At 73.8% G+C, this 23,891-nt stretch carries 21 protein-coding genes; 16 read left to right on the top strand and 5 right to left on the bottom strand.

What is annotated here, in order from left to right:
• The first annotated feature begins 17 nt into the window (after nucleotides 1–17).
• Both ACIRBX_RS27420 and ACIRBX_RS27415 read left to right on the top strand, forming a co-directional pair.
• A complete protein-coding gene (locus ACIRBX_RS27420; protein ID WP_402300500.1) occupies nucleotides 18–656 on the top strand; it encodes an HD domain-containing protein in 639 nt (212 codons plus the stop codon).
• An 85-nt stretch (nucleotides 657–741) separates the two neighbouring features.
• Nucleotides 742–2,256 (top strand): vanadium-dependent haloperoxidase, encoded by a 1,515-nt coding sequence (locus ACIRBX_RS27415; RefSeq protein ID WP_402300499.1) that lies wholly within the window; start codon nucleotides 742–744, stop codon nucleotides 2,254–2,256.
• Nucleotides 2,257–2,328: 72 nt separating this feature from the next.
• Here ACIRBX_RS27415 and ACIRBX_RS27410 read toward each other — a convergent pair whose 3' ends face one another.
• From ACIRBX_RS27410 to ACIRBX_RS27400, 3 genes are all read right to left on the bottom strand, one after another.
• On the bottom strand, nucleotides 2,329–3,255 hold the full coding sequence (locus ACIRBX_RS27410) for a transporter substrate-binding domain-containing protein (protein ID WP_402300498.1): 927 nt from the start codon (nucleotides 3,253–3,255) through the stop codon (nucleotides 2,329–2,331).
• 11 nt (nucleotides 3,256–3,266) lie between these two features.
• Nucleotides 3,267–4,013 carry a hypothetical protein gene (locus ACIRBX_RS27405; RefSeq protein WP_402300496.1) on the bottom strand — a complete coding sequence of 249 codons (747 nt, stop codon included), beginning with the start codon at nucleotides 4,011–4,013 and terminating at the stop codon, nucleotides 3,267–3,269.
• Nucleotides 4,014–4,161: 148 nt separating this feature from the next.
• Nucleotides 4,162–5,031: a HipA family kinase gene (locus tag ACIRBX_RS27400; RefSeq protein ID WP_402300494.1), complete on the bottom strand. Its 870-nt coding sequence runs from the start codon at nucleotides 5,029–5,031 to the stop codon at nucleotides 4,162–4,164.
• A gap of 93 nt (nucleotides 5,032–5,124) precedes the next feature.
• On the opposite strand from ACIRBX_RS27400, the gene ACIRBX_RS27395 reads away from it, so the two are divergent.
• From ACIRBX_RS27395 to ACIRBX_RS27355, 9 genes are all read left to right on the top strand, one after another.
• On the top strand, nucleotides 5,125–5,565 hold the full coding sequence (locus ACIRBX_RS27395; RefSeq protein ID WP_402300492.1) for an SRPBCC family protein: 441 nt from the start codon (nucleotides 5,125–5,127) through the stop codon (nucleotides 5,563–5,565).
• A gap of 629 nt (nucleotides 5,566–6,194) precedes the next feature.
• Nucleotides 6,195–7,373, top strand: a complete 1,179-nt coding sequence (locus ACIRBX_RS27390) for a glycosyltransferase (RefSeq protein ID WP_402300490.1) — start codon at nucleotides 6,195–6,197, stop codon at nucleotides 7,371–7,373.
• A gap of 334 nt (nucleotides 7,374–7,707) precedes the next feature.
• Entirely contained in the window at nucleotides 7,708–9,198 is a 1,491-nt protein-coding gene (locus ACIRBX_RS27385; RefSeq protein WP_402300487.1) for a sugar transferase, read from the top strand.
• A 49-nt stretch (nucleotides 9,199–9,247) separates the two neighbouring features.
• Nucleotides 9,248–10,768: an O-antigen ligase family protein gene (locus tag ACIRBX_RS27380; RefSeq protein ID WP_402300484.1), complete on the top strand. Its 1,521-nt coding sequence runs from the start codon at nucleotides 9,248–9,250 to the stop codon at nucleotides 10,766–10,768.
• Entirely contained in the window at nucleotides 10,765–12,444 is a 1,680-nt protein-coding gene (locus ACIRBX_RS27375) for a lipid II flippase MurJ (RefSeq protein ID WP_402300481.1), read from the top strand. Before ACIRBX_RS27380 ends, ACIRBX_RS27375 begins: the two co-directional genes overlap by 4 nt.
• Entirely contained in the window at nucleotides 12,434–13,246 is an 813-nt protein-coding gene (locus tag ACIRBX_RS27370) for a polysaccharide deacetylase family protein (RefSeq protein WP_402300478.1), read from the top strand. Before ACIRBX_RS27375 ends, ACIRBX_RS27370 begins: the two co-directional genes overlap by 11 nt.
• Nucleotides 13,243–14,460, top strand: coding sequence for a glycosyltransferase (locus ACIRBX_RS27365; RefSeq protein ID WP_402300476.1), 1,218 nt, complete (start codon nucleotides 13,243–13,245; stop codon nucleotides 14,458–14,460). The genes ACIRBX_RS27370 and ACIRBX_RS27365 overlap by 4 nt, the downstream gene beginning before the upstream one ends.
• A 78-nt stretch (nucleotides 14,461–14,538) precedes the next feature.
• Nucleotides 14,539–15,288, top strand: a complete 750-nt coding sequence (locus tag ACIRBX_RS27360) for a lipopolysaccharide biosynthesis protein (RefSeq protein ID WP_402300475.1) — start codon at nucleotides 14,539–14,541, stop codon at nucleotides 15,286–15,288.
• On the top strand, nucleotides 15,285–16,448 hold the full coding sequence (locus ACIRBX_RS27355) for a GNAT family N-acetyltransferase (RefSeq protein WP_402300472.1): 1,164 nt from the start codon (nucleotides 15,285–15,287) through the stop codon (nucleotides 16,446–16,448). The genes ACIRBX_RS27360 and ACIRBX_RS27355 overlap by 4 nt, the downstream gene beginning before the upstream one ends.
• On the opposite strand, the gene ACIRBX_RS27350 is transcribed toward ACIRBX_RS27355, so the two are convergent.
• Nucleotides 16,425–17,498: a glycoside hydrolase family 26 protein gene (locus tag ACIRBX_RS27350; protein ID WP_402300469.1), complete on the bottom strand. Its 1,074-nt coding sequence runs from the start codon at nucleotides 17,496–17,498 to the stop codon at nucleotides 16,425–16,427. The genes ACIRBX_RS27355 and ACIRBX_RS27350 overlap by 24 nt on opposite strands.
• A 220-nt stretch (nucleotides 17,499–17,718) precedes the next feature.
• Complete coding sequence (locus tag ACIRBX_RS27345; protein WP_402300468.1) at nucleotides 17,719–18,609, bottom strand: neutral zinc metallopeptidase; 891 nt, start codon at nucleotides 18,607–18,609, stop codon at nucleotides 17,719–17,721.
• A gap of 185 nt (nucleotides 18,610–18,794) precedes the next feature.
• On the opposite strand from ACIRBX_RS27345, the gene ACIRBX_RS27340 reads away from it, so the two are divergent.
• From ACIRBX_RS27340 to ACIRBX_RS27320, 5 genes are all read left to right on the top strand, one after another.
• Nucleotides 18,795–19,703 carry a hypothetical protein gene (locus tag ACIRBX_RS27340; protein ID WP_402300466.1) on the top strand — a complete coding sequence of 303 codons (909 nt, stop codon included), beginning with the start codon at nucleotides 18,795–18,797 and terminating at the stop codon, nucleotides 19,701–19,703.
• Between the two features lie 189 nt (nucleotides 19,704–19,892).
• The gene (locus tag ACIRBX_RS27335; RefSeq protein WP_402300464.1) at nucleotides 19,893–21,491 is read left to right on the top strand and encodes an ABC-F family ATP-binding cassette domain-containing protein; all 1,599 of its coding nucleotides are present in this window, start codon (nucleotides 19,893–19,895) and stop codon (nucleotides 21,489–21,491) included.
• 358 nt (nucleotides 21,492–21,849) lie between these two features.
• Nucleotides 21,850–22,083 (top strand): helix-turn-helix domain-containing protein, encoded by a 234-nt coding sequence (locus ACIRBX_RS27330; RefSeq protein ID WP_402300461.1) that lies wholly within the window; start codon nucleotides 21,850–21,852, stop codon nucleotides 22,081–22,083.
• A gap of 297 nt (nucleotides 22,084–22,380) precedes the next feature.
• Nucleotides 22,381–23,187 (top strand): enoyl-CoA hydratase/isomerase family protein, encoded by an 807-nt coding sequence (locus ACIRBX_RS27325; protein WP_402300458.1) that lies wholly within the window; start codon nucleotides 22,381–22,383, stop codon nucleotides 23,185–23,187.
• A 205-nt stretch (nucleotides 23,188–23,392) separates the two neighbouring features.
• Nucleotides 23,393–23,866, top strand: coding sequence for an Asp23/Gls24 family envelope stress response protein (locus tag ACIRBX_RS27320; protein ID WP_402300455.1), 474 nt, complete (start codon nucleotides 23,393–23,395; stop codon nucleotides 23,864–23,866).
• The last annotated feature ends 25 nt before the right edge of the window (nucleotides 23,867–23,891 follow it).

The raw sequence follows: 23,891 nt of genomic DNA, 5'->3' as shown, positions 1-23,891 counted from the left end.
ACGCAAGGAGCCACCTGATGACCGAACAGATCGCCGGCATCGAGATCCCCGACAGCAGGATCGCCAAGGAGGCGACCGAGCTGATCCGCGAGGCCACCACCGACCTGGTGTTCCACCACTCCCGCCGGGTCTTCCTCTGGGGCGCGCTCCAGGGCGAGCGCCGGGGCCTGACCGTCGACCGCGAGCTGCTCTACGTGGGTGCGCTCTTCCACGACCTCGGGCTCTCCGAGCCGTACCGCGGCTCGGGCCGCCGGTTCGAGATCGACGGCGCCGACGAGGCCCGGGCCTTCCTGCTCTCGCACGGTGTGCCGCCGGAGAGCGCCCGGCTGGTGTGGGAGGGCATCGCCCTGCACACCACCCCGGAGATCCCCACCCACATGGCCCCCGAGGTGGCACTGGTCACCGCCGGCGTCGAGCTGGACGTGCTCGGCATCGGCTACCACGACGTCTCCGACGAGATCCGGGCGGCGGTCACCGCCGCCCACCCCCGGCCGGACTTCAAGCAGCAGATCCTGGCCGCCTTCAACGAGGGCATCGCCCCCCGTCCCGAGACCACCTTCGGCAACATCAAGGCCGACGTGCTGGCGCACTACGACGCCGACTTCGTCCGCCCCGACTTCGTCGAGGTCATCCTCAAGTCCGACTGGCCCGAGTGAGCACCCCGGCGCACTCGGTCCCCGCCCTGCCCGGCTGACGGCCGGTCAGGGCGGGTCCACGCCCAGGCCCATGGAGAGAAGGAACGTGAACCCCACCCGCACCGTCCGAACCACCGCCCGCCGCCGGTTACCCGCCCTGGTCACGGCCGTCGCGCTCAGCGCGGCCGTCCTCACCGTGGCGACCGGCGGCCCGGCGGAGGCCCGGAGCGACCTGGCCGCCCCCCGGCCGGGGGACAACGCCGTCCTCCAGTGGAACACCCAGCTGCTCGACTCGCTGCGGGCCGCCACCGCGGCCTCCGGCAAGAACACCCCGCCCCCCGTCGGCCCCCGGGCGATCGGCATCCTGAACGCCTGCGTCTTCGACGCCTGGGCCGCCTACGACCACCGCGCGAAGGCCACCCAGCTCGGCGACCGGCTCCGCCGCCCGTGGTGGCAGCGCACCGCCGCCGCCCAGCGGGAGGCCGTCAACTACGCGGCCCACCAGGCGCTCTCCGACCTGCTCCCGGCCCAGCGCGCCACCTTCGACCAGAAGCTGCGCGACCTCGGCCACGACCCGGCCGCCGCCCGCCCGGACGCCACCGTCGAGCAGGCCCGGCAGGCCGGCACCCCGGCCGCCGTGGCCGGCGCCTCCTGCGGCGCGGTGCTCCGGGACCGGCACGCCGACGGCTCCAACCAGCTGGGCACCCCGCCGTACGCGGCGGCCCCCGGCACCTACGTCCCGGCCAACCCGCCGCAGGACCAGGAGCACTTCGACCGGGCGGCCCTGATCCACCCGGAGCGCTGGGCGCCGCTGGTGCAGAACGGCGTCACCCAGGCGTTCATCACCCCGCAGTTCCCGGAGGTCCGGCCGTTCGTGCTGAAGGACCCGAAGTCCTTCCTGCCCGCGCCGCCGCCCGCCCCCGGCACCCCCGCCTCGGACGCGGCGATCGACCGCCAGCTGGAGCGCAGCGCCGGTCTGACCGACCGTCAGAAGGCCATCGCCGAGTACTGGATGTACCCGGCCGAGACCTCCGGCGGCATCACCCTGGAGTGGGCCCGGTACCTCTCGCACCGGGACCGGCACTCGCTGGCCGAGGACGTGAAGATGCACTTCGCGCTCGGCCTGGCCGAGGCCGACGCGGGCGTGGTGATCTGGGACGCCAAGCGGAGCTTCGACTACGCCCGTCCGATCACCCTGATCCGGTACGAGAGGTCCGGGCAGCAGGTGCGGGGCTGGGCCGGCCCGGGCCAGGGCACGCAGACCTTCGACGGCGAGCGGTACCGGACCTACCTGCCCACCCCGGCCTTCCCGGCGTACGTCTCGGGCCACACCGGCTTCACCGCCACCGGCGCCGAGCTGCTCCGGCTCTACACCCGCAGCGACGCCTTCGGCGGCTCGGCGGTCGTCAAGGCCGGCACCTCGAAGTTCGACCCCGGCCACCCCGCCGCCGACGTGCGGCTGTACTGGCCGACCCTGAGCGCGGCCGCCGACGAGGTCGGCCTCTCCCGCCTCTACGGCGGCGTCCACTGGGAGTTCGACCACGAGGCCGGCACCCGGGTGGGACGCCAGGTCGCCCGCGCTGTCTGGACCGAGGCCCAGCGGTTCATCGACGGAGGCTGACCCGCCCCCGGACCTCGGTGACCCGGGGCCGCACCGCGACGGCGGTGCGGCCCCGGGCCCTTCCGTTCCGGATCAGCCCTGGCTGCTGGGCGGGGCGCACCACTTGCGCTCGACCGCCGGCGGTTTGTAGAGCTGCTCCAGCAGCGCCCGGTCCCCGCCGGCCGGGCCGAACCAGGAGTTGAAGTTGGCGAACCACTGCGGCGATCCCAGGTAGCGGTCCAGTGCGTTGGCGATCCGCAGGCAGAGCTCGCCGTCGTCGGAGCGCAGGGCGATGGCGTACTTCTGCGGGGCGGAGCCGATGTCGTGCTCCACGAAGCGGTACAGGTCCTTGCCCGGCGTGGCGGTGCTCTGGCCGCGCAGGATGATGCCGTCCGAGACGAAGACCTCGTCCGGGTTGGACCGGATGTCCTCCAGGCAGCGGGTGGCGGTGTCCTGCGGCACCGGGATCACCGCCGGGTTGTTCTTGACCAGCTGCTCGACGGCCGGTTCGGCGGTGGTGGCGCGGATGTAGCAGACCTTCAGGCCCTTGAGCTCGGCGATCTCCCGGTCGCTCAGCGGGCTGTCCTTGGCGACCATGATGCCCAGCCGGGTCTGCAGGTACGGGCCGGCGAACAGGAACTCCTTGTTGCGCGCCGAAGTGTAGGAGATCGCCGAGACCACCACCCGGACCTGACCGTTCCTCAGCTGGTCCGCCCAGGTCCGGGTGGAGACCGGGGACGGGGTCAGCTTGAAGCCCAGGGCCTCGGCCAGCACGGTCTGCGCGAGGTCCGGCTCGAAGCCGGTCGGCCGGCTCTCGCTGTCGAGCAGCTGGCTGAGGTTGGGCTGGTCGTTCTTGAACCCGACGATGACCGGCGCCCCCGGCGGCAGGGTGGTGGCGCTCGGACTCGGCGAGTCCCCCGTCGGCGTGGGGGAGTGGGTCGGCACCGTCCCGCCGCCCCGGGTGCAGGCCGGCAGCAGCAGGACCACGAGCACGACGCCGACGCGCAGGATTCTCCGCAACAGGACCCCCGTCACTTCTCGGAGTTGTGGAACCTGGCGAGCTGGATGTAGGCGGTCATCTCACAGCTGGGGGCCGGGTCGACGGTCAGGACCAGGTCCACCTGCTTCACCCTGGGCGGGATCCGCACCGTGACGGTGTCCCCGCTCCGGGCCCTGGCCCGCTCACCGGGACCGGCCCGGTACTCGGCGGGCCGGACGTCACCGAGCCGGAGCACCTTGAAGGTGGAGTCGCCGCAGTCCCCGACGGTGGGGCGCAGGTCCACCAGCACCACGCTGATGTCCAGGCTGTCGAGGTTCTTCGGTACGGCCAGCCGGGCCGTCGCGGTGATGGTGGCGGTGGCCGGATCGGCCGGCCAGTCGATCTGACTGGTCACGTCCACCGGCTGGTTGGCGAAGTAGTGCTGGCCCCAGCGGCCGACGGAGGCGGTCAGCGCGGCGGCCACCAGCAGGGCGACCACCGCGTAGGCCGGGCGCAGCTGCCAGCGGTTGAAGGAGATCACCCCGCTGGAGAGCAGCGCGGCGGCGGCCAGGATGAAGGTGCCGGCCGCCAGTCCGTCCGCGCCGAGTGCGACGGCCCGCCAGACGCCGAGTGCGACGCAGGCCAGGACCAGGGCGGCGAGCAGGGCGTTCGCGAGCTCCCGGGGCCGGAAGCGGGGCGGTGCCGGAGGGGGCGGGACGAGGACGGTGCCGGCGTCGGTATCGGCGGGCTGCGGTGGGGGATCGGCCGGCCCGGAATCCCCGATCGGAGTGGGTGGCATGGCGATGAGTATGGACCCGGACGGCCGCTTCCGCACATGGATTCGAGGAATGGTGACCGGCTTGAAATGACCTGTCGGTGACGGAAGTTGACGGAGTGTCCGGTGATCTTCGGGGGCTTGTCGGGCGTGCCGGGGCGGCCCTGCGGGATCAGCGGGTCTGCGGCTTGCCGCTCAGGTCGGGGACCTCCTGGAGCCAGGCCGGACGGCCCGCCCGGGTGGCGGCGGCCCGGCTCGCGGCGGTGCGCTCCAGCTGCTCCGGGGTGGGGAAGTCGGCCGGCAGCCAGGCCGCCGACCCGGCCGCCCGGGCGGCCAGTTGGGAGACGTACGCCTCGCGCAGGGCCTCGGTGGAGTCGAAGCCCGGCTCGCCCGCCAGCCACTCCTCCGGCACCAGGGCGACCACCTCGCGCAGCAGCTCGGGGGTGACCAGCGGGGCCAGCGCGGCGTCCGCCGCCCGCAGGTCCGGTGCGTACCGGCCGAGCGCGTGCTCGCTGAGGTCGTAGCGCTTGAGCAGCGAGGCCGCCGCGCCGGACCAGCGGTGGTGGAAGACCAGCCCGGCGCCGTTGTCGATCAGCCAGAGCTTGCCGTGCCAGACCATCAGGTTGGGGTTGCGGTAGCTGCGGTCCACGTTGGCGGTCAACGCGTCCAGCCAGACGATCCGGCCGGCCTCCAGCGGATCGACCGTCAGCAGGCCGTCGGTGAAGTCCCGGGCGCCGGGCAGGAAGTCCATGCCGAGGTTGCGCCCGGCGCTGGCCCGCAGGATGTCCTGGATCTCCTGGTCCGGCTCGTGCGCGGCCACCGCCGGGTCGAAGTCCACCAGCACCAGCTCGGGCACCCGCAGGCCGAGCCGGCGGGCCAGCTCGCCGACGACCACCTCGGCCACCAGCGCCTTGTGGCCCTGGGCCGCGCCGGTGAACTTCACCACGTAGGTGCCGAGGTCGTCGGTCTCCACGATGCCGGGGACGGAGCCTCCGGCGCGCAGCGGGTCCAGGTAGCGGAGAGCGGTCACCTCGGTCAGCACACCGGCCAGCCTATCCCGGTGGCCGCTGTGATTGGCTTGGGTCGGCGGCGGTACCGCTGCTGTGCGAGGGAACGGCTAGAGGAGAGTACGAAGATGGGACAGGTGCAGGCCACCACCGAGCGGGTCCTCCCCGGGGCGGCTCCGGAGCGGGTGTTCGAGGCGCTCGCCGACTACGCGGTGATCCGGCCGAAGCTGCTGCCCGAGCAGTACAGCGAGTACGAGGTGCGGGCGGGCGGGCGCGGGGCCGGCACCCAGGTGCACTGGAAGCTCCAGGCCACCGAGAAGCGGGTCCGGGACTGCCTGTTCACCGTCACCGAGCCGGGCGGCCACACCCTGGTGGAGACCGACGCCAACTCCTCGATGGTGATCACCTGGACGGTCACCCCCGAGGGCACCGGGAGCAAGGTCACCGTCCGGGCGGCCTGGACCGGGGCCACCGGCATCGGCGGCTTCTTCGAGCGCACCTTCGCACCCAAGGGCCTGAACCGGATCCACGACCAGATCCTGGTGAAGCTGGCCACCGAGACCGCCTGACCCGCCCCCGGCCGGCCCGCACCCCCGTCGGACCCGGCCGGCACTCCGTCGGTTCGCCCCGCCCACCGGCCCGTCGTGCCCAGCCCGGCGCCGGTGGGCCTGCGGCCCCGCTCGGCAGCCTCTGGCGTCGGCCAACGCATCCCGACGCCGGAGGTCTGGGCACAGGGGCCGGTAGGGCAGAGCGCTCAGGGGAGCGAGGAACCGTGCGCGGGGGAGCGGTGGGACCGGCGCTGTCTGACGGTGGGTCGGTTGGGGGTGGGTGGCCTTCCGGTTCGCGCGGTTCCTCGCGCCCCTGGGCGCTTGTCGTGCCGCCCCGACCTTGGCTCCGGCCCGTCCCGTGCCCGCCGCAGGCGCCTGCCGGGCGGGCTGCCGCGTTGGCCAACGTCGCACAGGCGGTCGGTGGGGCGGGGTGCGCGGGGGAGCGGTGGGACCGGCGCTGTCTGACGGTGGGTGGTCTTCCGATTCGCGCGGTTCCTGGCGCCGCCGGGCGCTTGTCCTGCCGCCGCGACCGTTACGGCTCCGGCCGCAGACGGCCCCGGCGGGGCCCCGTACGAGTGGTTGTGGTCACTGGTACGGGTGACGGAGCCCGGGGCCGGCCGGGCCGCGAACCTAGGCTCGCCGCCGTGCCGATGACTATCCTTCACGTCTCCCAGCCCGTCGACGGCGGCGTCGCCCGCGTCGTGGTGGACCTGGTCCGAGGTCAGCGCGAGGCAGGCTGCCGGGTGCTGCTGGCCTGCCCGCCCGAGGGCCGCCTCGCTGCCGAGGCGGCTGCCGCCGGGGCGCTGGTGCTGGACTGGGAGGCGGGCCGGTCGCCCGGGCCGGGGACGGTGGGGGAGGCGTGGCGGCTGCGCCGGATCGTCCGGGGCAGCAACCCCGACGTGGTGCACCTGCACAGTGCCAAGGCCGGTCTGGCCGGCCGGCTCGCGGTGCGCGGCGCGGTGCCGACCGTCTTCCAGCCGCACGCCTGGTCGTTCGCCGCCGTCACCGGTCCGGTGGCCGCCGCCAGCCTGCGCTGGGAGCGGCTGGCGGCCGCCCGCTGGACGCACGCACTGCTCTGCGTCAGTGAGCAGGAGCGGGCCGACGGTGAGGCGGCCGGTCTGACGGCCCGTTGGCAGGTGGTGCCGAACGGCGTGGACCTGCGCCACCACGCCCCCGCCGACTCGGCCGCCCGCCGGGCGGCCCGGATGTCGCTCGGGCTGGACCCGGCCGCGCCGCTCGCGGTCTGCGTCGGCCGGCTCTGCCGGCAGAAGGGCCAGGACGTGCTGCTGGCCGCCTGGCCCACCGTCAGTGCCGCGCTGCCGCACGCCCGGCTGGCCCTGGTCGGTGGCGGGCCGGACGCCAACGCGCTGGCGGACATCGTCCGCGAGCTCCCCGACCCGAGCTCGGTCCGGATGGCGGGTGACGTGTCCGACCCCCGCCCCTGGCTGGCCGCCGCCGATCTGGTGGTGCTGCCGTCCCGCTGGGAGGGGATGGCGCTGGCCCCGCTGGAGGCGATGGCCACCGCGCGCCCGGTGCTGATGACCGAGGTGCCGGGGGCCCGGGAGTGCCTGCCGCCGGAGCTGCTCGCGCAGGGGCTGGCGGCACCGGACGACCCGGCCGCGCTGGCCCGGCTGGTGGTGCGTGCGCTGAGCGATCGGATCGAATGCGAACGGCTCGGCCTGCTCGCCCGGGAACGAATGTCCGATCATCACGATGTCCGAGGGGTGGTCCGGCAGGTGGGGGACCTCTATCGAAAGCTCCTTCGAGAGGGGATCCCCGCCGCCCGCCTCGCCGAGGGTGCCGATACCCGTGTCCCCGGGCGGTTCTGATCGTTTCTCAGACCGTGAATGCTCGCCGCGCGGGTGCTGCCGTGTTCGCATCTCGACCGGAGCGACCGAGGATTCAAAATCCGAAAGTCTTATTAATGGGCGGGTGGAATGAAATGGCAAGTCAGCTTCCGGGAACCGCGCCGGCGTTCGGTATTGTCTGATTTTGCCTGCTTCGTTGTCATTTCTGAGCACCATACTCGGAAATACCCGAATAGCCGCCCGTGGCAGCAGGCGCTACCTGGACCGCACCCGTCGGCCGGGATTACCTCGTCGGTCCGAACCGGGTCCGGGTGTCCCGTCAAGACGGGTACACAGCAGGGGAGTTCGTGCGCTGATGACCATTGACCACGAGAGCGTGCCACGGCCGGGACAGCCGGTGCAGCCCCCCTCCCGTCGGGCCGCCACCGAGCTCCTGGAGCGGCGGGCCCCACGCCGCGCGACCACCGCCCGGTCCGCCCCGCCGATCGCCCGCCGGTACCGCCGCCGGGCCCGGTTCCGGATCGTCCGCCCGGCCGCCCTGGTCACCGCGGACTGTCTGGCCCTGTCGGTGGCGATCGCCCTGACCGACCCACTGCACGCGGCCGGTGCCGTGCTGCCCTTCCTGCTCGCGCTCAACCTGGCCGGCGGCCTCTACCGGAACCGGCTCACCCTCTCCGCCCTCGACGAGTTCCCCGCGCTGGCCGCCCGGGCCACCGTCGCCACCGCCTTCGCCGTCACCCTGGCCGCCTGCCTGGAGGGCTGGCCGGACAGCCCGGCCTCCCCGCTGCGGCTGCTCGCCCTGCTGACGGTCTTCCTGCTCACCGCCGCGACCGGCCGGGCGCTGGTCTACCGGATGCTCCGCCGGGGCCGCCGGCGGCGGCCCGGCCCGACCCTGGTGCTCGGCGCCGGCCAGCACGGCCAGAAGGTGGCCGCCGCGTTGGCCGAGCACCCCGACTACGGCCTCAGCCCGGTCGGCTTCCTGGACTCCGACCCGGTGCTGCTGGCCGAGGACGGCAAGCTCCCGGTGCTCGGCGGCCGGGAGGCGATCGGCCGGGTGATCCGCCGCCACCGGATCCGGCACGTGATCGCCACCGACGGCGCCACGGGCGACGCCGAGACCGCCGCCAGCCTGCGCAAGGCCGCCCAACTCGGCTGCGAGGTATGGCTGGTGCCCTCCCTGCGGGAGTACGGCGCGGTCCGCGGCAAGGACCAGGACCACATCTGGGGCTTCCCCTGCCTCCAGGTCGGCCGTCCCGCCATGCAGCGGCCCGGGTGGATCGCCAAGCGCCTGCTGGACATCGGCGCGGCCGGCTTCGGCCTGCTGCTGGTCTCCCCGCTGCTGGCCGCCGTCGCCCTCGCCGTCCGGCTCGACACCGGCCCCGGCGTGCTCTTCCGCCAGCAGCGCACCGGCCTGGACGGACGGGTCTTCACCGTCCTCAAGTTCCGCACCCTGCGCCCGGCGAACGAGCACGAGTCGGCCACCCACTGGAACATCTCCCAGGACCACCGGATGAGCCCGGTCGGCCACTTCCTGCGCAAGAGCTCGCTGGACGAGCTGCCGCAGCTGTGGAACGTGCTGTGCGGCGACATGAGCCTGGTCGGCCCGCGCCCCGAACGCCCGTACTTCGTCATGCGGTTCGGCCAGGCGTACCCCGAGTACGCCGACCGCCACCGCGTCCCGGTCGGCCTCACCGGCCTCGCCCAGGTCAACGGCCTGCGCGGCGACACCTCCATCGAGGACCGGGCCCGCTTCGACAACCGGTACATCGAGAGCTGGAGCCTCTGGCTCGACGTCAAGACGCTCTTCCGTACCGCCGCCCTCATGCTGCATCCGGACGGGAGCTGACGACCAGGTGGCCCTGACCCTGCCCCACCAGCGGGCGTTACCGGCAGGTTTGACGGAGCGTCAGCTCCGGTGGCTGCGCCGGCCCAGCCTGCTGGCCGCCGCCACCGTGCTGCTGGTCTGCATGCCGACCGGCGAGAAGGACGTCACCGCCGCCGTGCACGTGACGGCCGCCGACCTCGCCTCGCTGGCGCTGGTCGCGGTGACCGGCCTCGCGCTGCTGCGGGGCCGGCTCCCGGCCCTGGACCGCACCGTCGCCGTGCTGTTCGGCGCCGTGGTGGTGGCGGCCGGGGTGGCCACCGTGCACTCCATCGACCCGGCCGCCAGCGTCACCGGCTTCGTCCGGCTGGTGCAGGTGTTCGTCCTGGTGCCGGCCGCCGTGCTCTGCTCCCTGCGGGACCGCCTCGACCAGCAACTCGTGCTCGGCTCCCTGGTGGTGGCCGCCCTGGTGCAGGGCGTGGTCGGCGCCAAGCAGTTCCTCACCGGCACCGGTGCCTCGTACACCGGGCAGCCGATCCGGGCGATCGGCACCTTCGGCGCCCTCGACATCATGGCGATGTCGACCGTGGTCAGCTTCGGCCTGATCGCCGCCCTCGCGCTCGCCCTCGGCGAGCGCGGCCCCGGCGGGCGCCGGGGCCTGCGGATCGCCTGCGCCTGCGCGGCCGGCTTCCTGCTCTTCCCGCTCGCGGTCTCCTTCAGCCGGGGCAGCTGGATCGCCACCGCGGTGGCCGTGACCGTCCTGCTGGTGCGGGCCGACGTCCGGCTCGCCCTGCGCGGCGCGGTGCTCGCCCTGGCCCTCGGCGTGGTCGCGATCGGCGGCCTCGGGCTCGGCGGGGACGGTGTCACCGAGCGCCTCACCAGCATCGGTTCGGTCTCCTCCGCCCCCGACCAGTCGGTGACCGACCGCTACGACCTCTGGGGCACCGCCGTCCGGATCTGGCAGGACCACCCCACCACCGGCGCCGGCCCCAAGGCCTTCCAGCAGCTCCGCGACAGCCACGCCCCGCTCCGGCTCTCCTCCGGCAGCGACGCCGCCGACTCCCAGATCGGCTTCACCCGCGAGCCGCTGCTCTCCCCGCACAACATGTACTTCCTGGTCCTCAGCGAGCAGGGCCTGATCGGCGCCCTCGCCTACCTCGCCCTCCTGCTCACCCTGCTCGTCAACTGCCTGCGCAACGCGGGCCCCGACGGCCGGGCGCCCGGTGGCCGGCGGCCCGGCGGCGGCTCGACCGGGAGTGACCCCGGGGCCGGGGCCGGTGCCGTGGCGGTCGCGGCAGGCGGCTCGCCGGTGGCGGGTGGCGCCGGTGCCCGTTCCACCGCCGGGCCGGCCGCGGGTGCGGCCGACGCCCCGTCAGGCCGCGCGCCGCAGCCCGCCGCAGGCGTCCTTCCGTCCGTCGCCCGGCCCGCCGCGGGCGTGCCCCGCGGGGTCCGGCTGGCGGCACTCGGACTGCTGGTCTGGGTGGTCGTGGACTTCCTCTACGCCGACATCGGCGGGACCACCACCGTGCTCACCTCGGTGATCCTCGGGGCGGCGCTCAAGGCGGCCTTCCCCGGCGAGGCGGCGCGCACATGAGCACCGATCAGCAACTCGCCGTCGCCGAGCTGCCCGCACCCCGGACCGAGAGCACCCCGCCCCGGCGCGACTTCCTGGCCAAGGCGTTCGGGGTCACCGCGCTGCTCACCGCCGCCGGCTCGGCCTTCGGCCTGCTCCGCGACCTCCTGCTGGCCCGCTACTTCGGCGCCAACCAGGGCACGGACGCCTTCCTGGTCGCCTGGACCGTCCCCGAGACCGCCGCGCCGCTGCTGATCGAGGACGCGATGGCCTTCCTGATGGTCCCGGCCTTCAGCCTGGCCCTGGTGCTCCGCGAGGAGAACCCCCACGGGCCGGACCCGGTACGGCAGTTGGTCCGCGCCACGCTGCCCTGGCTGCTGCTGTCGCTGTGCAGCCTGTCGGCCGTCGTCGCGGTCGGCGCACCGCACCTGGTCGGCTTCCTGGCCCCCGGCCTGGCCGATCCGGACCTCGCGGTCACCTGCACCCGGATCACCGCCCTGACCATCCTGCCGTTCGGCGCGGCCGGCTACCTCGGCTCCGCGCTCCGGGCGCACCACAGCTTCACCGCCCCGGCCGGCATCTACGTCGCCTACAACCTCGCCATCCTCGGTGTCCTGCTCACCGGCCACCGGGTCTGGGGCGTACGGTCCGCCGCGATCGGCGTGGCCACCGGCAGCGTGCTGATGGCGGCGGTGCTGGTCGGCCCGTTCCTGAAGAAGCTGCGCGCCGGCAAGCGCCGCAAGTCCCGCCGGGGCACGGCCGGACTGGTGCTGATCCCGCTGGCGATACTGCCGGTGGCGGGCTTCACGCTGACCCGGCAGGCCCAGGTCTTCATCGAGCGCCACCTCGGTTCGGCCCTGCCCCCGGGCACCATCTCGCACCTGAACTACGCGGCCAAGGTCTCCCAACTCGCCATGACCGCCGCCATCCTGATCTGCACCGTGACCTTCCCGGTGGTGGCCAGGGCGCTGGCGGCCGGTGACCTGCGGGCGGCCCGGGACAGGGTGGAGAAGGACATCGGCCAGGCCACCGCCCTGGTCCTGATGGGCACCGCGTTCATGATGGCCTGCGCCCCGTCCGTGGTGGCCCTGCTGTTCGAGCGCGGGGCGTTCACCGCCCACGACACCGCCGCCACCGCCGCCGTGATCCGGGTCTACAGCTTCGGCCTGCCCGCCCAGGCGCTGATCGGGGTGATGGTCCGTCCGTACTTCTCGGTCCGGCCGGTGGTCCGCCGGGCGGACGAGGACCCGGCCAGCTTCCGGGTGACCAGGCTGGACTGGTACCCGGTCGGTGCGATGGCGCTCGGTCTGCTGGTCACCGTCGGCGTCGGCCTGGCGGCCACCCCGCAGTACGGCGGCCTCGGCCTGGCGGCCGGGAACGCGGCGGGCATCACCACCACCGCCGCGCTGCTGATGCGCGGACTGCTGCTGCGCGGGATCGCCATCCGGGTACCGAAGGTGATCACGGGTCAGGCCCGCCTGCTGGCCGCCGCGCTGGGCGCCGTCACGGTCGGCTGGCTGATCGACGGCCTGGTCGCCGATCCGCTGCTGGCCACCCTGCTGGGCGGCCTGGCCGTCCTCGGCGTCTTCACCGCCCTGGCCCTCGCGCTCCGGGCGCCCGAGGTCCGGGGCCCCTTCCTGGCCGTCACCAAAGCCCTCCATCCTTCGCCCGCAGAAGGGAAGCCCCATGGACGTTGACTCCGCTCAGCACCTTCGCCTGCCGGCGCAGGCCCGCTCCGGCCGGCCGAAACCCCCGGCCGGAATCGGTCGGACCGCCCCGTGGATCCTGATGTACCACTCGGTGGCCGACGAGGAGGAGGACCCGTACCTGCTCACCGTCAGCCCGAGCCGGTTCGCCGCCCAGATGGCCTGGCTGCACCGCACCAACCGACGCGGTGTCAGCGTCGGCGAGCTGCTCCGGGCCCGCGCGGCCGGCCGGGCCGACCGGCTGGTCGGCCTGACCTTCGACGACGGCTACGCGGACTTCGCCCGGCACGCCGTCCCGGTGCTGCACCAGTACGGCTTCACCGCCACCGCCTACGTGGTGCCCGACCTGCTCGGCACCGAGAACGGCTGGGACATCGAGGGCCCGCGCAAGCAGCTGCTCACCGTCGACCAGGTGACCGAACTCGCCCGGGCCGGTTGGGAGATCGGTTCGCACGGCCTCGGCCACCGGGCCCTGCCCGGCCTGCCCGCCGACGTGCTGGCCGACCAGACCAGGGAGAGCCGCCGGGCCCTGGAGGAGCTGGTCGGCGGTCCGGTCACCGGCTTCTGCTACCCCTACGGCGCGGTCGACCTGGCGGCCACCCTGGCCGTCCGGGACGCCGGGTACGACTACGCCTGCGCGATCGGACACAGCGGGCTCACCGGCCGCTTCGCGCTGCCCCGGAGCTACGTCGGCGACCGGGACGGCGCGTGGCGGCTGCGGGCCAAGCGCGGCCGGCACCGGCTCCGCGACGTGGTCACCGGGCTGCGCCGCCCCCGGAGGGCCGCCCGGTGAAGGTGCTGCACGTGATCACCGGCCTGGCCTCCGGCGGCGCGGAGCGCCAGCTGGAACTGATGGTCCGCCACCTCCCGGCCCGCTACCGGTGCGAGGTGGCCACCCTCACCAACCCCGGCAGCGTGGCCGAGGCGCTGCGCGCCGACGGCGTCACCGTGCACGACCTGCGGATGCGCGGCAACCGCGACCTCGGCGTGCTGCCCCGCCTCACCGGCCTGATCCGGCACGGCGGGTACGACCTGGTGCACACCCACCTCTACCGGGCCATGCTCTACGGCCGCCTCGCCGCCCGGCTGGCCGGGGTCCGCCCGGTGCTGGCCACCGAGCACTCGCTGCACGCCACCGTGATCGAGGGCCGCCCGGTCACCCAGGGCGTCAAGTCCCTCTACCTGGCCGCCGAACGCCTCGGCACCACCACCGTCGCGGTCTCCCGGCAGGTCGCCGCCACCCTCGCGGACTGGGGCGTCCCGGACCACCGGGTCACCCTGCTGCCGAACGGCATCGACGCCGCCCGGTACGCCCTGCCCACCGCCTCCCGGCTCGCCCTGCGGCAGAACCTGCGGGCCGAGCTCGGCCTGCCGCAGACCTCCTGGGTGGTCGGCGCGGTCGGGCGGCTGGTGCCGGGCAAGCGCTTCGACCTGCTGGTCACCGTGCTCGCCGAGCTGAGCCGGCTGGCCGCCGAGTACCCCGCACTGCGGGAGCCCTGGCTGCTGCTGGTCGGCGCCGGGCCGGAGCGCGAGGCCCTGCTCCGGCAGGCCGCCGCGCTGGGGGTGCGGGAGCGGGTGGTGCTGGCCGGGGAGCGCGGCGACGTGCCCGAACTCCTCACCGCCGTCGACGCCTTGGCCGCCCCGTCGGCTGAGGAGACCTTCGGCCTGACCGTCCTGGAGGGCCTGGCCGCCGGACTCCCGGTGCGGCACAGCGCCTGCCCGGCGCTGGACGAGCTCCCGGCGTCCGCCGCCCCCGAGGCGGCCCGCCTCCCGCAGACCGCCGCCGCGTACACCACCGCCCTCTGCGAGCTCTGGTCCCGCCGCAGTGCCCCCCTGCCGATCCCCGACGCGGTCCGCCACTACGACATCGCGGCCATCGCGGAGCGCCTGGCCCTGACGTACGACCGGACGCTGGAGCACCACGGGTCCGGGGCCGGGACGCCCGCGGCCGTGCCGCACGGGCGCGCGGGGGAACAGCAGCACGAGCCACCGGTTCGCCGAATCTGATCCAGCTCTGGCCCGCCGCCCGGTGCGCGCCGTTCCCCGCGCCCGGGCGTGGCCACTCGCCCGACAAGGAGTACCCACATGTCCGTACTGAGCCGAGCCCGCCGTTGGTGGCCGATCGCCGTCGCGGTGCCGCTGGGCGCCGTCGCGGGAGCCGGCTACGCCGTGGTCGCGCACCCGAGCTACGCCGCCAACTCCTACGTGGTGGTGGTCCCGCAGGGGCCGGGGGAGAGCGCCACCGCGGTCAACTTCGCGCAGGCGTACGGCCGGCTGGCCGGGCAGCCGCAGGTGCTGGCCGGGGCGGTCGCGGAGACCGGACGGTCCGTCACCGAGCTGGAGCAGCAGGTCCGCGGCACCACCTCCCCGGACGCGCCGGTGATCGAGATCACCGGCACCGGGCGGCGGGCGGCCGACGCGGCCCGCTCCGCCGACGCGGTCGCCAAGTCGCTGATCGCCTTCGCCAACACCAGCAGCAAGGAGACCGGCGTCCGGCTGGTCCCGCTGGCCACCGCCGCCGAGCCGGACCGCCCGTCCACCCCGTCCACCACGCTGGACATCGCGGTCGGCACGGCCGGCGGGCTGCTGCTCGGCGCGCTGGTGATGATGACCCGCCGCCCCCGCCCGGGCACCGCCGAGCCCGAGCAGCCCGCCACCCCCGCCGCTCCGGCCGCCCCCGCCGAGGACTCCGAGCGCACCGTGGCGCTCTCCCTGGAGGTGCCCAAGCGCCGGGCGGAGGCTGCCGAGAAGGCCGACGCGAAGGCCGATGCGAAGGCCGGCGGGGCCGACCAGGCCGGCGCCAAGGAACCGCAGCAGGCGGGGAGTCGGCGATGACCATCGAGATCTCCGGCATCAGCCTCCCCAGCCAGACCGGCTCGGGTCAGCCGCGCTGGCGGGCCGAGATCCGCCGCGAGGACGACGCCCTGGAGCAGTTGGCGGCCGAGTGGGACGAGCTGGCCGCCCGCTGCTCCACCGCCACCCCGTTCCAGGCCTCCTGCTGGCTGGCCTCCTGGTGGCGGCACTACGGCCGGCCGGGCGGGCTGGTGCTCGTGCTGGTCCGCCGGGACGACCGGCTGGTCGGCGCGGTGGCGCTGCAACGCCGGGGCCCGTTCGGGGGGTTGACCAACCTCGGGGCGGGCCTGGTGGACTTCACCGACGTGCTGCTGGACGACTCCTGCGCCGACCGCGCTGCCGCCGAACTGGCCGCCGCCCTCCCACTGCACCGCCCGTGGCACTCCCTGGAGCTGCGCGAGGTGCACCCGGAGGCCGCCGTCCAGCAGGTGTACCGGCACTGGCGCGGTCGCGGCCACCGCTTCACCGACTCGCTCTGCCAGTACCTGCCGGCCGTGCCGATCGCCGAGGTGCTCAAGCGGCTGCCGGGCAAGACCGCCCAGCGCAGCCGGGTGAAGCTGCGCAAGATCGCCGAGGCCGGGGTCGAGGTCCGCGCCGTCGCCGTCGAGGAAGTCCCGGAGACGGTGCGGGAGTTGCTGGCCCTGCACTTCGAGCAGTGGGCCGATCGCGGGGTCACCCCCGAGCACCGGACCGAGCGGTTCGCCGCCCACCTGACCGAGTCCACCCGGGGCCTGGTGGCCTCCGGCCGGGCCGCGCTGCACCGCTTCGTACTGGACGGCGAGGTGGTGGCGGTGAACCTGGTGCTGCTCTGCCCGTCCTTCGGCGGCCTCTACATGTACGGCGCCACCCCGGCGCTGCGCGAGCGCCTCGACATCGCCGGGCTGCTGTTCGGGGCGGCCCTGGACGAGGTGCGGGCGGCGGACATCCCGGTGCTCAGCCTGCTGCGCGGCCAGGAGCCGTACAAGCAGCGCTGGCGCCCGGACCAACTGGCGAACCAGCGGCTGGTGCTGGGCCCCGGCCGGGTGGCGCCCTGGGCGGTCGCCCGGGCCGCCCGGGTCCGGGTCCGGCTGGCGCTGGTGCACCAGCTGCGGACCCGGATGCCGGGGCTGAAGCGGGTGCTACTGGCCCGGATGCGCGGCTGACGGCGCGGTGGCGCCCTTGGAGCCGGTCATCAGCTCCTTGAAGACCCGGCTGGAGCGCGGGTTCCGGTCGCACTGCCAGAAGCCGTGCGGGCAGTAGTCCGTGACGGTCTGGTAGGCGGTGTCGTGGGTGCGGATCCACTCGACCATCCGCCGGACGAACTCGGGGTTGTCGCCGTTGTGGAACAGCCCCCACTCCGGGTAGGAGACCGGCTTCCCGCGCTTGGCGGCGAACTCGACCTGGTCCTGCAGCCCGTAGGGCTCGGAGACGAACTCGTCGAACGTGGCGCCGGCCGGCTGGTCGTAGCTGTCCATGCCGATGATGTCGACCACGTCGTCGCCGGGGTAGCACCTGGTCCACGGGATGGCGTCCAGCCCCCGGGTCGGGTTGAAGTCGAACCTGAAGTGCTGCCCCGGCACCGAGCGCATCACCGTCACGATCCGCCGCCAGTACGCCTTCCAGGCGGTCGGGTCGGGCTTGCAGCGGCTGGTGTAGGTGATGCCGTTCATCTCCCACCCCAGGGTGAGGATGGTGTCGTGGCCGCCGAGCGCGACCAGCTTGCGGGCCAGCTTGAGGAAGTGCTGGTCGAACTCGCCCTTGTTGCCCCGGGCCAGCAGCCTGGCCACCTCGGCGTCCGGGGTGTCGTTCTCGTTCGGCACCAGCATCGGCACGCCGAGCACCAGCTTGCGCTGCGGGTCGGCCAGCTTCCACTGCGACCAGAGGCCGAGCACCACCGTCTCGCCCTCGACGTCGCTCCAGCCGTTCCCGGCCAGGTAGGTGTGGCCGACCTGCATGTTGGCGCCCTTGAGCCAGGTGGCCATCCGGGCGATGTTGGGGATGTAGTTGTCCCAGGAGCCGACGAAGGCGCCGAACGGCGGCTCGTGCAGCGCCCGTTTGACGTTCGGGCGGGGGGCCGCGCCGCGCGGTTCGATGGCGTCCGAGGAGAGCGAGGCGTGCCGCTCGGTCTGGCTCAGCGGGGTGCCGGCGGGGACGCTCGCGGTGGTCACCAGCAGCAGCGCGGCGGCGGCCAGCGTGAGGCGGCCGAATCGCATGGGTCTTCTCCTCGGGAGGCGTGCCGGGGCCCGGGCAGGCCCGTAGGCACGACGGTAATCCCACAGACCGTCAGAAAAGCCTCATGTCACTCGATAGTGGTAGGTCGCGGACGCGCGTCCGGACGGTCCAGCCGAAGGAGTCACCCGCCGCCGGGGCACCGGGCTGACGGGCGGTCAGCGCGCGGTCGGCGGTCGGCGGTCCGGGTCGCCGCCGGGCCGATCAGCCGAAGGTGTTGCACTTGGCCATGTCGCCGGTGCGAAAGCCGGTGGTGAACCACTGCTGACGCTGGGCCGAGGAGCCGTGGGTCCAGCTCTCCGGGTTCACCCGGCCCCGGGCCTGCTGCTGGATGCGGTCGTCGCCGACCGCGGCGGCGGCGTCCAGGCCGGCCGCGATGTCGGCGTCGGTCAGCGAGGTGATCAGCGGGCGCCCGGTCGCGGCCAGCGGCGTGCGGGTGGCGTTGTACGCCCAGACCCCGGCGTAGCAGTCCGCCTGGAGCTCCAGCTTCACCGAGCCGCTGTCCGCGCCCTGCCGGTCGTTGCCCACCTTCTTCATCTGCCCGGTCAGGTTCTGGATGTGGTGCCCGTACTCGTGCGCCACCACGTACGCCTCGGCGAATGGGCCGCCCTTGGCCCCGAAGCGGGTGCTCAGCTCGTTGAAGAAGCCGAGGTCGAAGTAGGCCTTGCGGTCGCCCGGGCAGTAGAACGGGCCGACGGCCGAGCTCGCGGCGCCGCAGGCGGTGGAGACCTGGTTGGTGAAGAGCACCGTCTGGGCGGGCGAGTAGGCCCCGGCCCGCCGGGTGAACTCCTGCCGCCAGAAGTCCTGCACGCTGTTCACCACGCCGACGATCCGGCAGTCCTGCCGTCGGTTGGCGTCCGCGCCGGTCCTGCAGGTGTCGTCCACCTCGTTGGCCGTGGTGGTGCCGGCCGTGGTGGTGCCCGCGCCGCCGTCGCTGAGCCCCACGCTGGCCGGGTCCACCCCCAGCAGCAGGGCCAGCACCAGGCCGATCAACCCGACCGCCCCGCCGCCGATCGCGGCCTTCCCGCCGCCCGACATCCCGCGCCGGTCCTGGACCTGGGAGGTGTCCAGATCCGCCTGGTCGTCAAACTGCATCGAGTACCACCTCTGTAACAGTCCGTCGGGTGACAGCAGTCGCACCCTAGCCGTGGCGAGGGACGCCCGCCCGCCGAGAACCCCAGGTCCGCCGGGGTCGGACGACTTCCGGAAGTCGCCGGCACATCCGCCGCGCGCGTCGGGTCGAGCTGACGGGGCGGGCCCGGCCCGGGTAGCCTCCCACCGTGTCCTGGAAGCCGCCTGTCCCCGTCCGACGATCCCTGCTGCCCGCCGCCGCCGTCCTCGTGGTGCTCGGCGCGGGTGCCGCCGCGCACGCCAACAAGCCGGTCCCGTTCGGTGACGTCCTGGTCAAGCCGGGTGCGGTGGACGCCAGCCCGGTGGGCGCGCAGTCCCGGGCCACCGGTGCCCTGGAGCTCAAGGTCGGCCCCGGTCTGGAGGCGTACGACCGGCTGACCGACGAGCACCTGTGGTCCTACCGCCGGGAGGGCGCGACCGCCCTGCACCTGTCGATGGTCGGCGAGAACGCGGTGGTGGTCTGGGACGACGGCATGGTCACCTCGGTGCGGCCCGCCGACCACGAGGTCCGCTGGCACCGCGCCGTCCCCGGCCTCGCCGAGTGGCTGGCCGGCACCGACCTCAAGGACGCCGGCACCCGGACCGAGAGCGCGAAGCTGGCCACCGCGGTCCGCCGGGCCGCCGCCGCGCTCCAGCCGGTGAACGAGGCGGACGGCGGCTGGGTCGCCGTGGTGACCCCGGCGCTGACCATGGGCTTCCGGGAGGCCGACGGCGATCTGCGCTTCAACTCCCGCCCGCCGTCCGGCTGTTCGTACGACCCGATGCGGGCCGTGCACACCGACTTCGCGGTCCTGGTACCGCGCTCCTGCGTCGGCACCACCAGCGCCGGCGGCCCGCTGCCGGGCGGGGTGACCGGCTTCAAGCTGAACGGCCGGGGCTTCCAGCTCGGCGCCGGCCCGGGTGTGGTGCTGCGCCCGCTCGACGAGCAGCGGGTCTCCATCGAGGACGGCCCGGTGCTCGGCACCCGGGTCTACGACACCCGCCACGCCGCCCCCGAGTCCGCCTGCACCTCGGACTTCGCGGCCCTGCACCCGCGCCCCAGCTGCCCCACCGGCTGACCCGCCCCCGGCCGTGGCCGGTGCCTCGGCCGCCCGGCGCCACCCGCCCCGGAGGTTAATCCTTCGGGGCCACTCCGGGCTGCCGGTAGACTGGCCCGCATGGCTGTTCCCTCCCGGCATTAGCGCGCGCAGCGCCCGCCAGATGCCCGCCGTCCGCTGCCCCCGCCACGTCCAGGAGTACCCACAGCCATGATTGCCGCCAACGCGCTCGAACTGCGGGCCGGTGCCCGCGTCCTCATCGAGTCCGCCTCCTTCCGGATCGCCCCCGGCGACCGGATCGGCCTGGTCGGCCGCAACGGCGCCGGCAAGACCACCCTCACCAAGGTGCTGGCCGGCGAGGGCCTGCCGGCCGGCGGCACCGTGACCAGCTCGGGCCAGGTCGGCTACCTGCCGCAGGACCCGCGCACCGGTGACCTGGACGTGCTCGCCCGGGACCGCATCCTCTCCGCCCGCGGTCTCGACACCGTGCTCAAGAAGATGCGCGAGAACGAGGAGCGGATGGCCAACGGCAAGGGCGCCACCCGCGACAACGCGATGAAGAAGTACGCCCGGCTGGAGACCGAGTTCCTCACCAAGGGCGGCTACGCCGCCGAGGCGGAGGCGGCCACCATCGCCGCCGCGCTCGGCCTGCCGGACCGCATCCTGGGCCAGGAGCTGCACACCCTCTCCGGTGGTCAGCGCCGCCGCGTCGAGCTGGCCCGGATCCTCTTCTCGGACTCCGACATCCTGCTGCTCGACGAGCCGACCAACCACCTCGACGCCGACTCGATCGTCTGGCTGCGGGACTTCCTGAAGACCTACAAGGGCGGCTTCATCGTCATCTCGCACGACGTCGACCTGGTCGAGACGGTCGTCAACAAGGTCTTCTACCTGGACGCCAACCGCGCCGCCATCGACATCTACAACATGGGCTGGAAGCAGTACCAGCAGCAGCGCGAGGACGACGAGAAGCGCCGCAAGCGCGAGCGCGCCAACGCCGAGAAGAAGGCCGCCACCCTCAACGCCCAGGCCGACAAGATGCGGGCCAAGGCGACCAAGACGGTGGCCGCGCAGAACATGGCCCGCCGCGCCGAGAAGCTGCTCTCCGGCCTGGAGCAGGCCCGGGTCTCCGACAAGGTCGCCAAGCTGCGCTTCCCGGACCCGGCCCCCTGCGGCAAGACCCCGCTGACCGCGACCGGGCTCTCCAAGTCCTACGGCTCGCTGGAGATCTTCACCGACGTCGGCCTGGCGGTCGACCGGGGCTCGCGGGTGGTCATCCTGGGCTTCAACGGTGCCGGCAAGACCACCCTGCTGCGGATGCTCGCGGGCGTCGAGGAGCCGGACACCGGCGAGGTGATCCCGGGCCACGGTCTGAAGATCGGCTACTACGCGCAGGAGCACGAGACCCTCGACCCCGAGCGGACCGTGCTGGAGAACATGCGCTCGGCCGCCCCGGACACCGACCTGGTGCAGATCCGGAAGATCCTCGGCTCCTTCCTGTTCTCCGGCGACGACGTCGACAAGCCGGCCGGGGTGCTCTCCGGCGGGGAGAAGACCCGCCTCGCGCTGGCCTCGCTGGTGGTCTCCTCCGCCAACGTGCTGCTGCTCGACGAGCCCACCAACAACCTGGACCCGGCCAGCCGCGAGGAGATCCTCGGCGCGCTGCGCACCTTCGCCGGAGCGGTGGTCCTGGTCACCCACGACGAGGGCGCCGTCGAGGCGCTCCAGCCGGAGCGGATCATCCTGCTCCCGGACGGCGTCGAGGACCTCTGGAGCCCGGCCTACCAGGACCTGGTCTCGCTGGCCTGACCGGCCGACCGAGCGGCCGGAGTAGACGCCCGCTCCCATATCCGACGTAGAAAAGCCGGTCTCTGACGGAATCCGGGAATGGGAGACTCCCGGATTCCGTTTGAGGAGTTCCACTCGTGTGCGGGCGATGTTCACGCCCCTGTCCGCCCGTGCTGATCAGCTCTTTCGCCCTTCACCCGATCCCCTCGTGTGCAGCCCGAGGGGGCGCGAGCACTCTTGGTGAGCGCCCTTGTGCGCTGCGATCACGACCGGCAGACTGCGCTTTCCCGGTATCGACCTTGTCGAATGGGTGGCCAGGAGCCTGGCTATGGGTGATCATGGGAATCTGACCGAGCAGCACAGTTACGAGGAGGCACGGGTGGCCGAGACTCTGAAAAAGGGCAGCCGGGTGACTGGTGCCGCGCGTGAGAAGCTCGCGGCCGATCTGAAGAAGCAGTACGACTCCGGAGCCAGCATTCGCGCGCTCGCGGAATCGACCGGCCGTTCCTACGGCTTCGTGCACCGCATGCTCAGCGAATCCGGGGTCAATCTCCGGGGCCGTGGCGGTGCCACGCGGGGCAAGGGCAAGGCTGCTGCGGCTTCCGGTTCCTGACGGACCGTCAGTCCAGGTGGTCCGGCCGGGCAGCGCCAGTTGACCCGAGCGCCAGCAAGTCCGTAGCACCACGCAGCTCCACGCCACAGGCGTCACCACTCAGCTCCAGACGAATCGGCGGCCGGAATCCCGGACCGCCGATCGTCGTTTTTCCGGGCCCGCCCGGGGTGTGGTCGAAGGGGCGCCGAAGGTGCTCCGGCAAGCCGGCCGACGGCGTCGGAAAAGGGGTACTGTCCGGCGCTCCGGGTTTTTGTTACTCTCCGGTAGCCAGTCACCCCGCCGCCGGAGGTACCGCCCATGACCAGCCCCGCCGCCGACCTCGACCAGCAGCTCCTGGAGCAGGCCGGCGTCCGGTTCGAGCTCGACGGCGCCACCGCCGTGGTGACGCTCTGCCGTCCCGAGCGCCGCAACGCCCAGTCGCCCGCCATGTGGCGGGCGCTCACCGCCATCGGCCGCAGCCTGCCCGGCACCGTCCGGGTGGTCCTGCTGCGCGGCGAGGGTCCGTCCTTCTCCGCCGGGCTGGACCGGGCGATGTTCACCCCCGAGGGCATCCCGGGGGAGCGGAACTTCCTCCAGCTCGCGGCGGCCGACGACAAGGACCTCGACGAGACCATCGCCTCCTACCAGGAGGCGTTCACCTGGTGGCGCCGCCCGGATCTGATCTCGATCGCCGCCGTCCAGGGCCACGCGGTCGGCGCCGGCTTCCAGCTGGCCCTCGGCTGTGACATCCGGGTGGTCGCCGAGGACGTGCGCTTCGCCATGAAGGAGACCTCGCTCGGTCTGGTCCCCGACCTGGCCGGTACCAAGCCGCTCGTCGAACTGGTCGGCTACTCCCGGGCGTTGGAGATCTGCGCGACCGGCCGCCAGGTCGGCGCGGAGGAGGCGGTGGCCACCGGCCTGGCCAACCTCGCGGTCCCCGCCGCCGACCTCGACGCCGCCGTCCGCGACCTCGCCGCCGCGCTGCTGGCCGCCCCGCGCAGCGCCGTCATCGAGACCAAGGCCCTGCTCCAGGGTGCCGCCGGCCGCGACTACGAGGAGCAGCGCACCGCCGAGCGGGCCGCCCAGGCCCGCCGCCTGCGCGACCTGGCCGGGATCGGCGACTGATCCGGCGCACCGTCAGGGCCCGCTCCCCGGTTGGGGGGCGGGCCCTTCGGCATGTGGTGCGGCGGCGCGGTGGTGTGGTGCGGCGCTCCGGCGGGGCGGGCTCCGCTTGGGCCGTCCGGTCGTCCTGGCGGGCATGGTTCGTGGCGGAATGTCAGAGTTGGCCTGGTCTGCGATATAGCTGGACCCGTACCGCGAGGAGCCACTGATGCCCGAGAGCCCGACGCCCGCCGCCCTGGCGAAGAACGACGCCGCGAAGCCCGCCGCCGCCGAGGAGCGCGGCCGTACCGCGCTGGCCGTCGGCGTGGTCGAGAAGATCGCCGGAATGGCCGCCCGGGAGGTGAACGGTATCCATGCGCTGGGGTCGGGCTTCTCCCGGACCTTCGGCGCGATGCGGGACCGGGTGCCCGGCGGCAAGTCCAGCGTGGGGCGCGGCATCAAGGCCGAGGTGGGGGAGAAGCAGACCGCCATCGACATCGCGCTGGTGGTGGAGTACGGCGTGGTGATCCCGAAGCTGGCGGCCGAGGTGCGGGCCAACATCGTGTCGGCCGTGGAGAAGATGACCGGCCTGGAGGTGGTCGAGGTGAACATCGCCGTGAACGACGTCCACCTGCCCGACGAGCCGGACGAGGACGAGGAAGAGCCCGAGGCCGACAGCGGCCGTCGGTCCAGGGTGCAGTAGACCGGAGAGCGGAGGGTGAAGGCGG

The sequence above is a fragment of the Kitasatospora sp. NPDC096147 genome, from assembly GCF_044763225.1.
In the GTDB taxonomy this organism is placed as follows: domain Bacteria; phylum Actinomycetota; class Actinomycetes; order Streptomycetales; family Streptomycetaceae; genus Kitasatospora.
The sequence above is the reverse complement of the archived record's forward strand: the minus strand, read 5'-3'. Positions and strand labels throughout refer to the sequence as shown.

Excerpts from the sequence above, each read along its gene's own strand:
- ACIRBX_RS27420 (WP_402300500.1), top strand. The coding sequence starts at position 18 with ATGACCGAACAGATCGCCGGCATCGAGATCCCCGACAGCAGGATCGCC.
- ACIRBX_RS27405 (WP_402300496.1), bottom strand. The coding sequence starts at position 4,013 with ATGCCACCCACTCCGATCGGGGATTCCGGGCCGGCCGATCCCCCACCG.
- ACIRBX_RS27395 (WP_402300492.1), top strand. The coding sequence starts at position 5,125 with ATGGGACAGGTGCAGGCCACCACCGAGCGGGTCCTCCCCGGGGCGGCT.
- ACIRBX_RS27390 (WP_402300490.1), top strand. The coding sequence starts at position 6,195 with ATGACTATCCTTCACGTCTCCCAGCCCGTCGACGGCGGCGTCGCCCGC.
- ACIRBX_RS27385 (WP_402300487.1), top strand. The coding sequence starts at position 7,708 with ATGACCATTGACCACGAGAGCGTGCCACGGCCGGGACAGCCGGTGCAG.
- ACIRBX_RS27375 (WP_402300481.1), top strand. The coding sequence starts at position 10,765 with ATGAGCACCGATCAGCAACTCGCCGTCGCCGAGCTGCCCGCACCCCGG.
- ACIRBX_RS27370 (WP_402300478.1), top strand. The coding sequence starts at position 12,434 with ATGGACGTTGACTCCGCTCAGCACCTTCGCCTGCCGGCGCAGGCCCGC.
- ACIRBX_RS27360 (WP_402300475.1), top strand. The coding sequence starts at position 14,539 with ATGTCCGTACTGAGCCGAGCCCGCCGTTGGTGGCCGATCGCCGTCGCG.
- ACIRBX_RS27355 (WP_402300472.1), top strand. The coding sequence starts at position 15,285 with ATGACCATCGAGATCTCCGGCATCAGCCTCCCCAGCCAGACCGGCTCG.
- ACIRBX_RS27350 (WP_402300469.1), bottom strand. The coding sequence starts at position 17,498 with ATGCGATTCGGCCGCCTCACGCTGGCCGCCGCCGCGCTGCTGCTGGTG.
- ACIRBX_RS27345 (WP_402300468.1), bottom strand. The coding sequence starts at position 18,609 with ATGCAGTTTGACGACCAGGCGGATCTGGACACCTCCCAGGTCCAGGAC.
- ACIRBX_RS27335 (WP_402300464.1), top strand. The coding sequence starts at position 19,893 with ATGATTGCCGCCAACGCGCTCGAACTGCGGGCCGGTGCCCGCGTCCTC.
- ACIRBX_RS27325 (WP_402300458.1), top strand. The coding sequence starts at position 22,381 with ATGACCAGCCCCGCCGCCGACCTCGACCAGCAGCTCCTGGAGCAGGCC.
- ACIRBX_RS27320 (WP_402300455.1), top strand. The coding sequence starts at position 23,393 with ATGCCCGAGAGCCCGACGCCCGCCGCCCTGGCGAAGAACGACGCCGCG.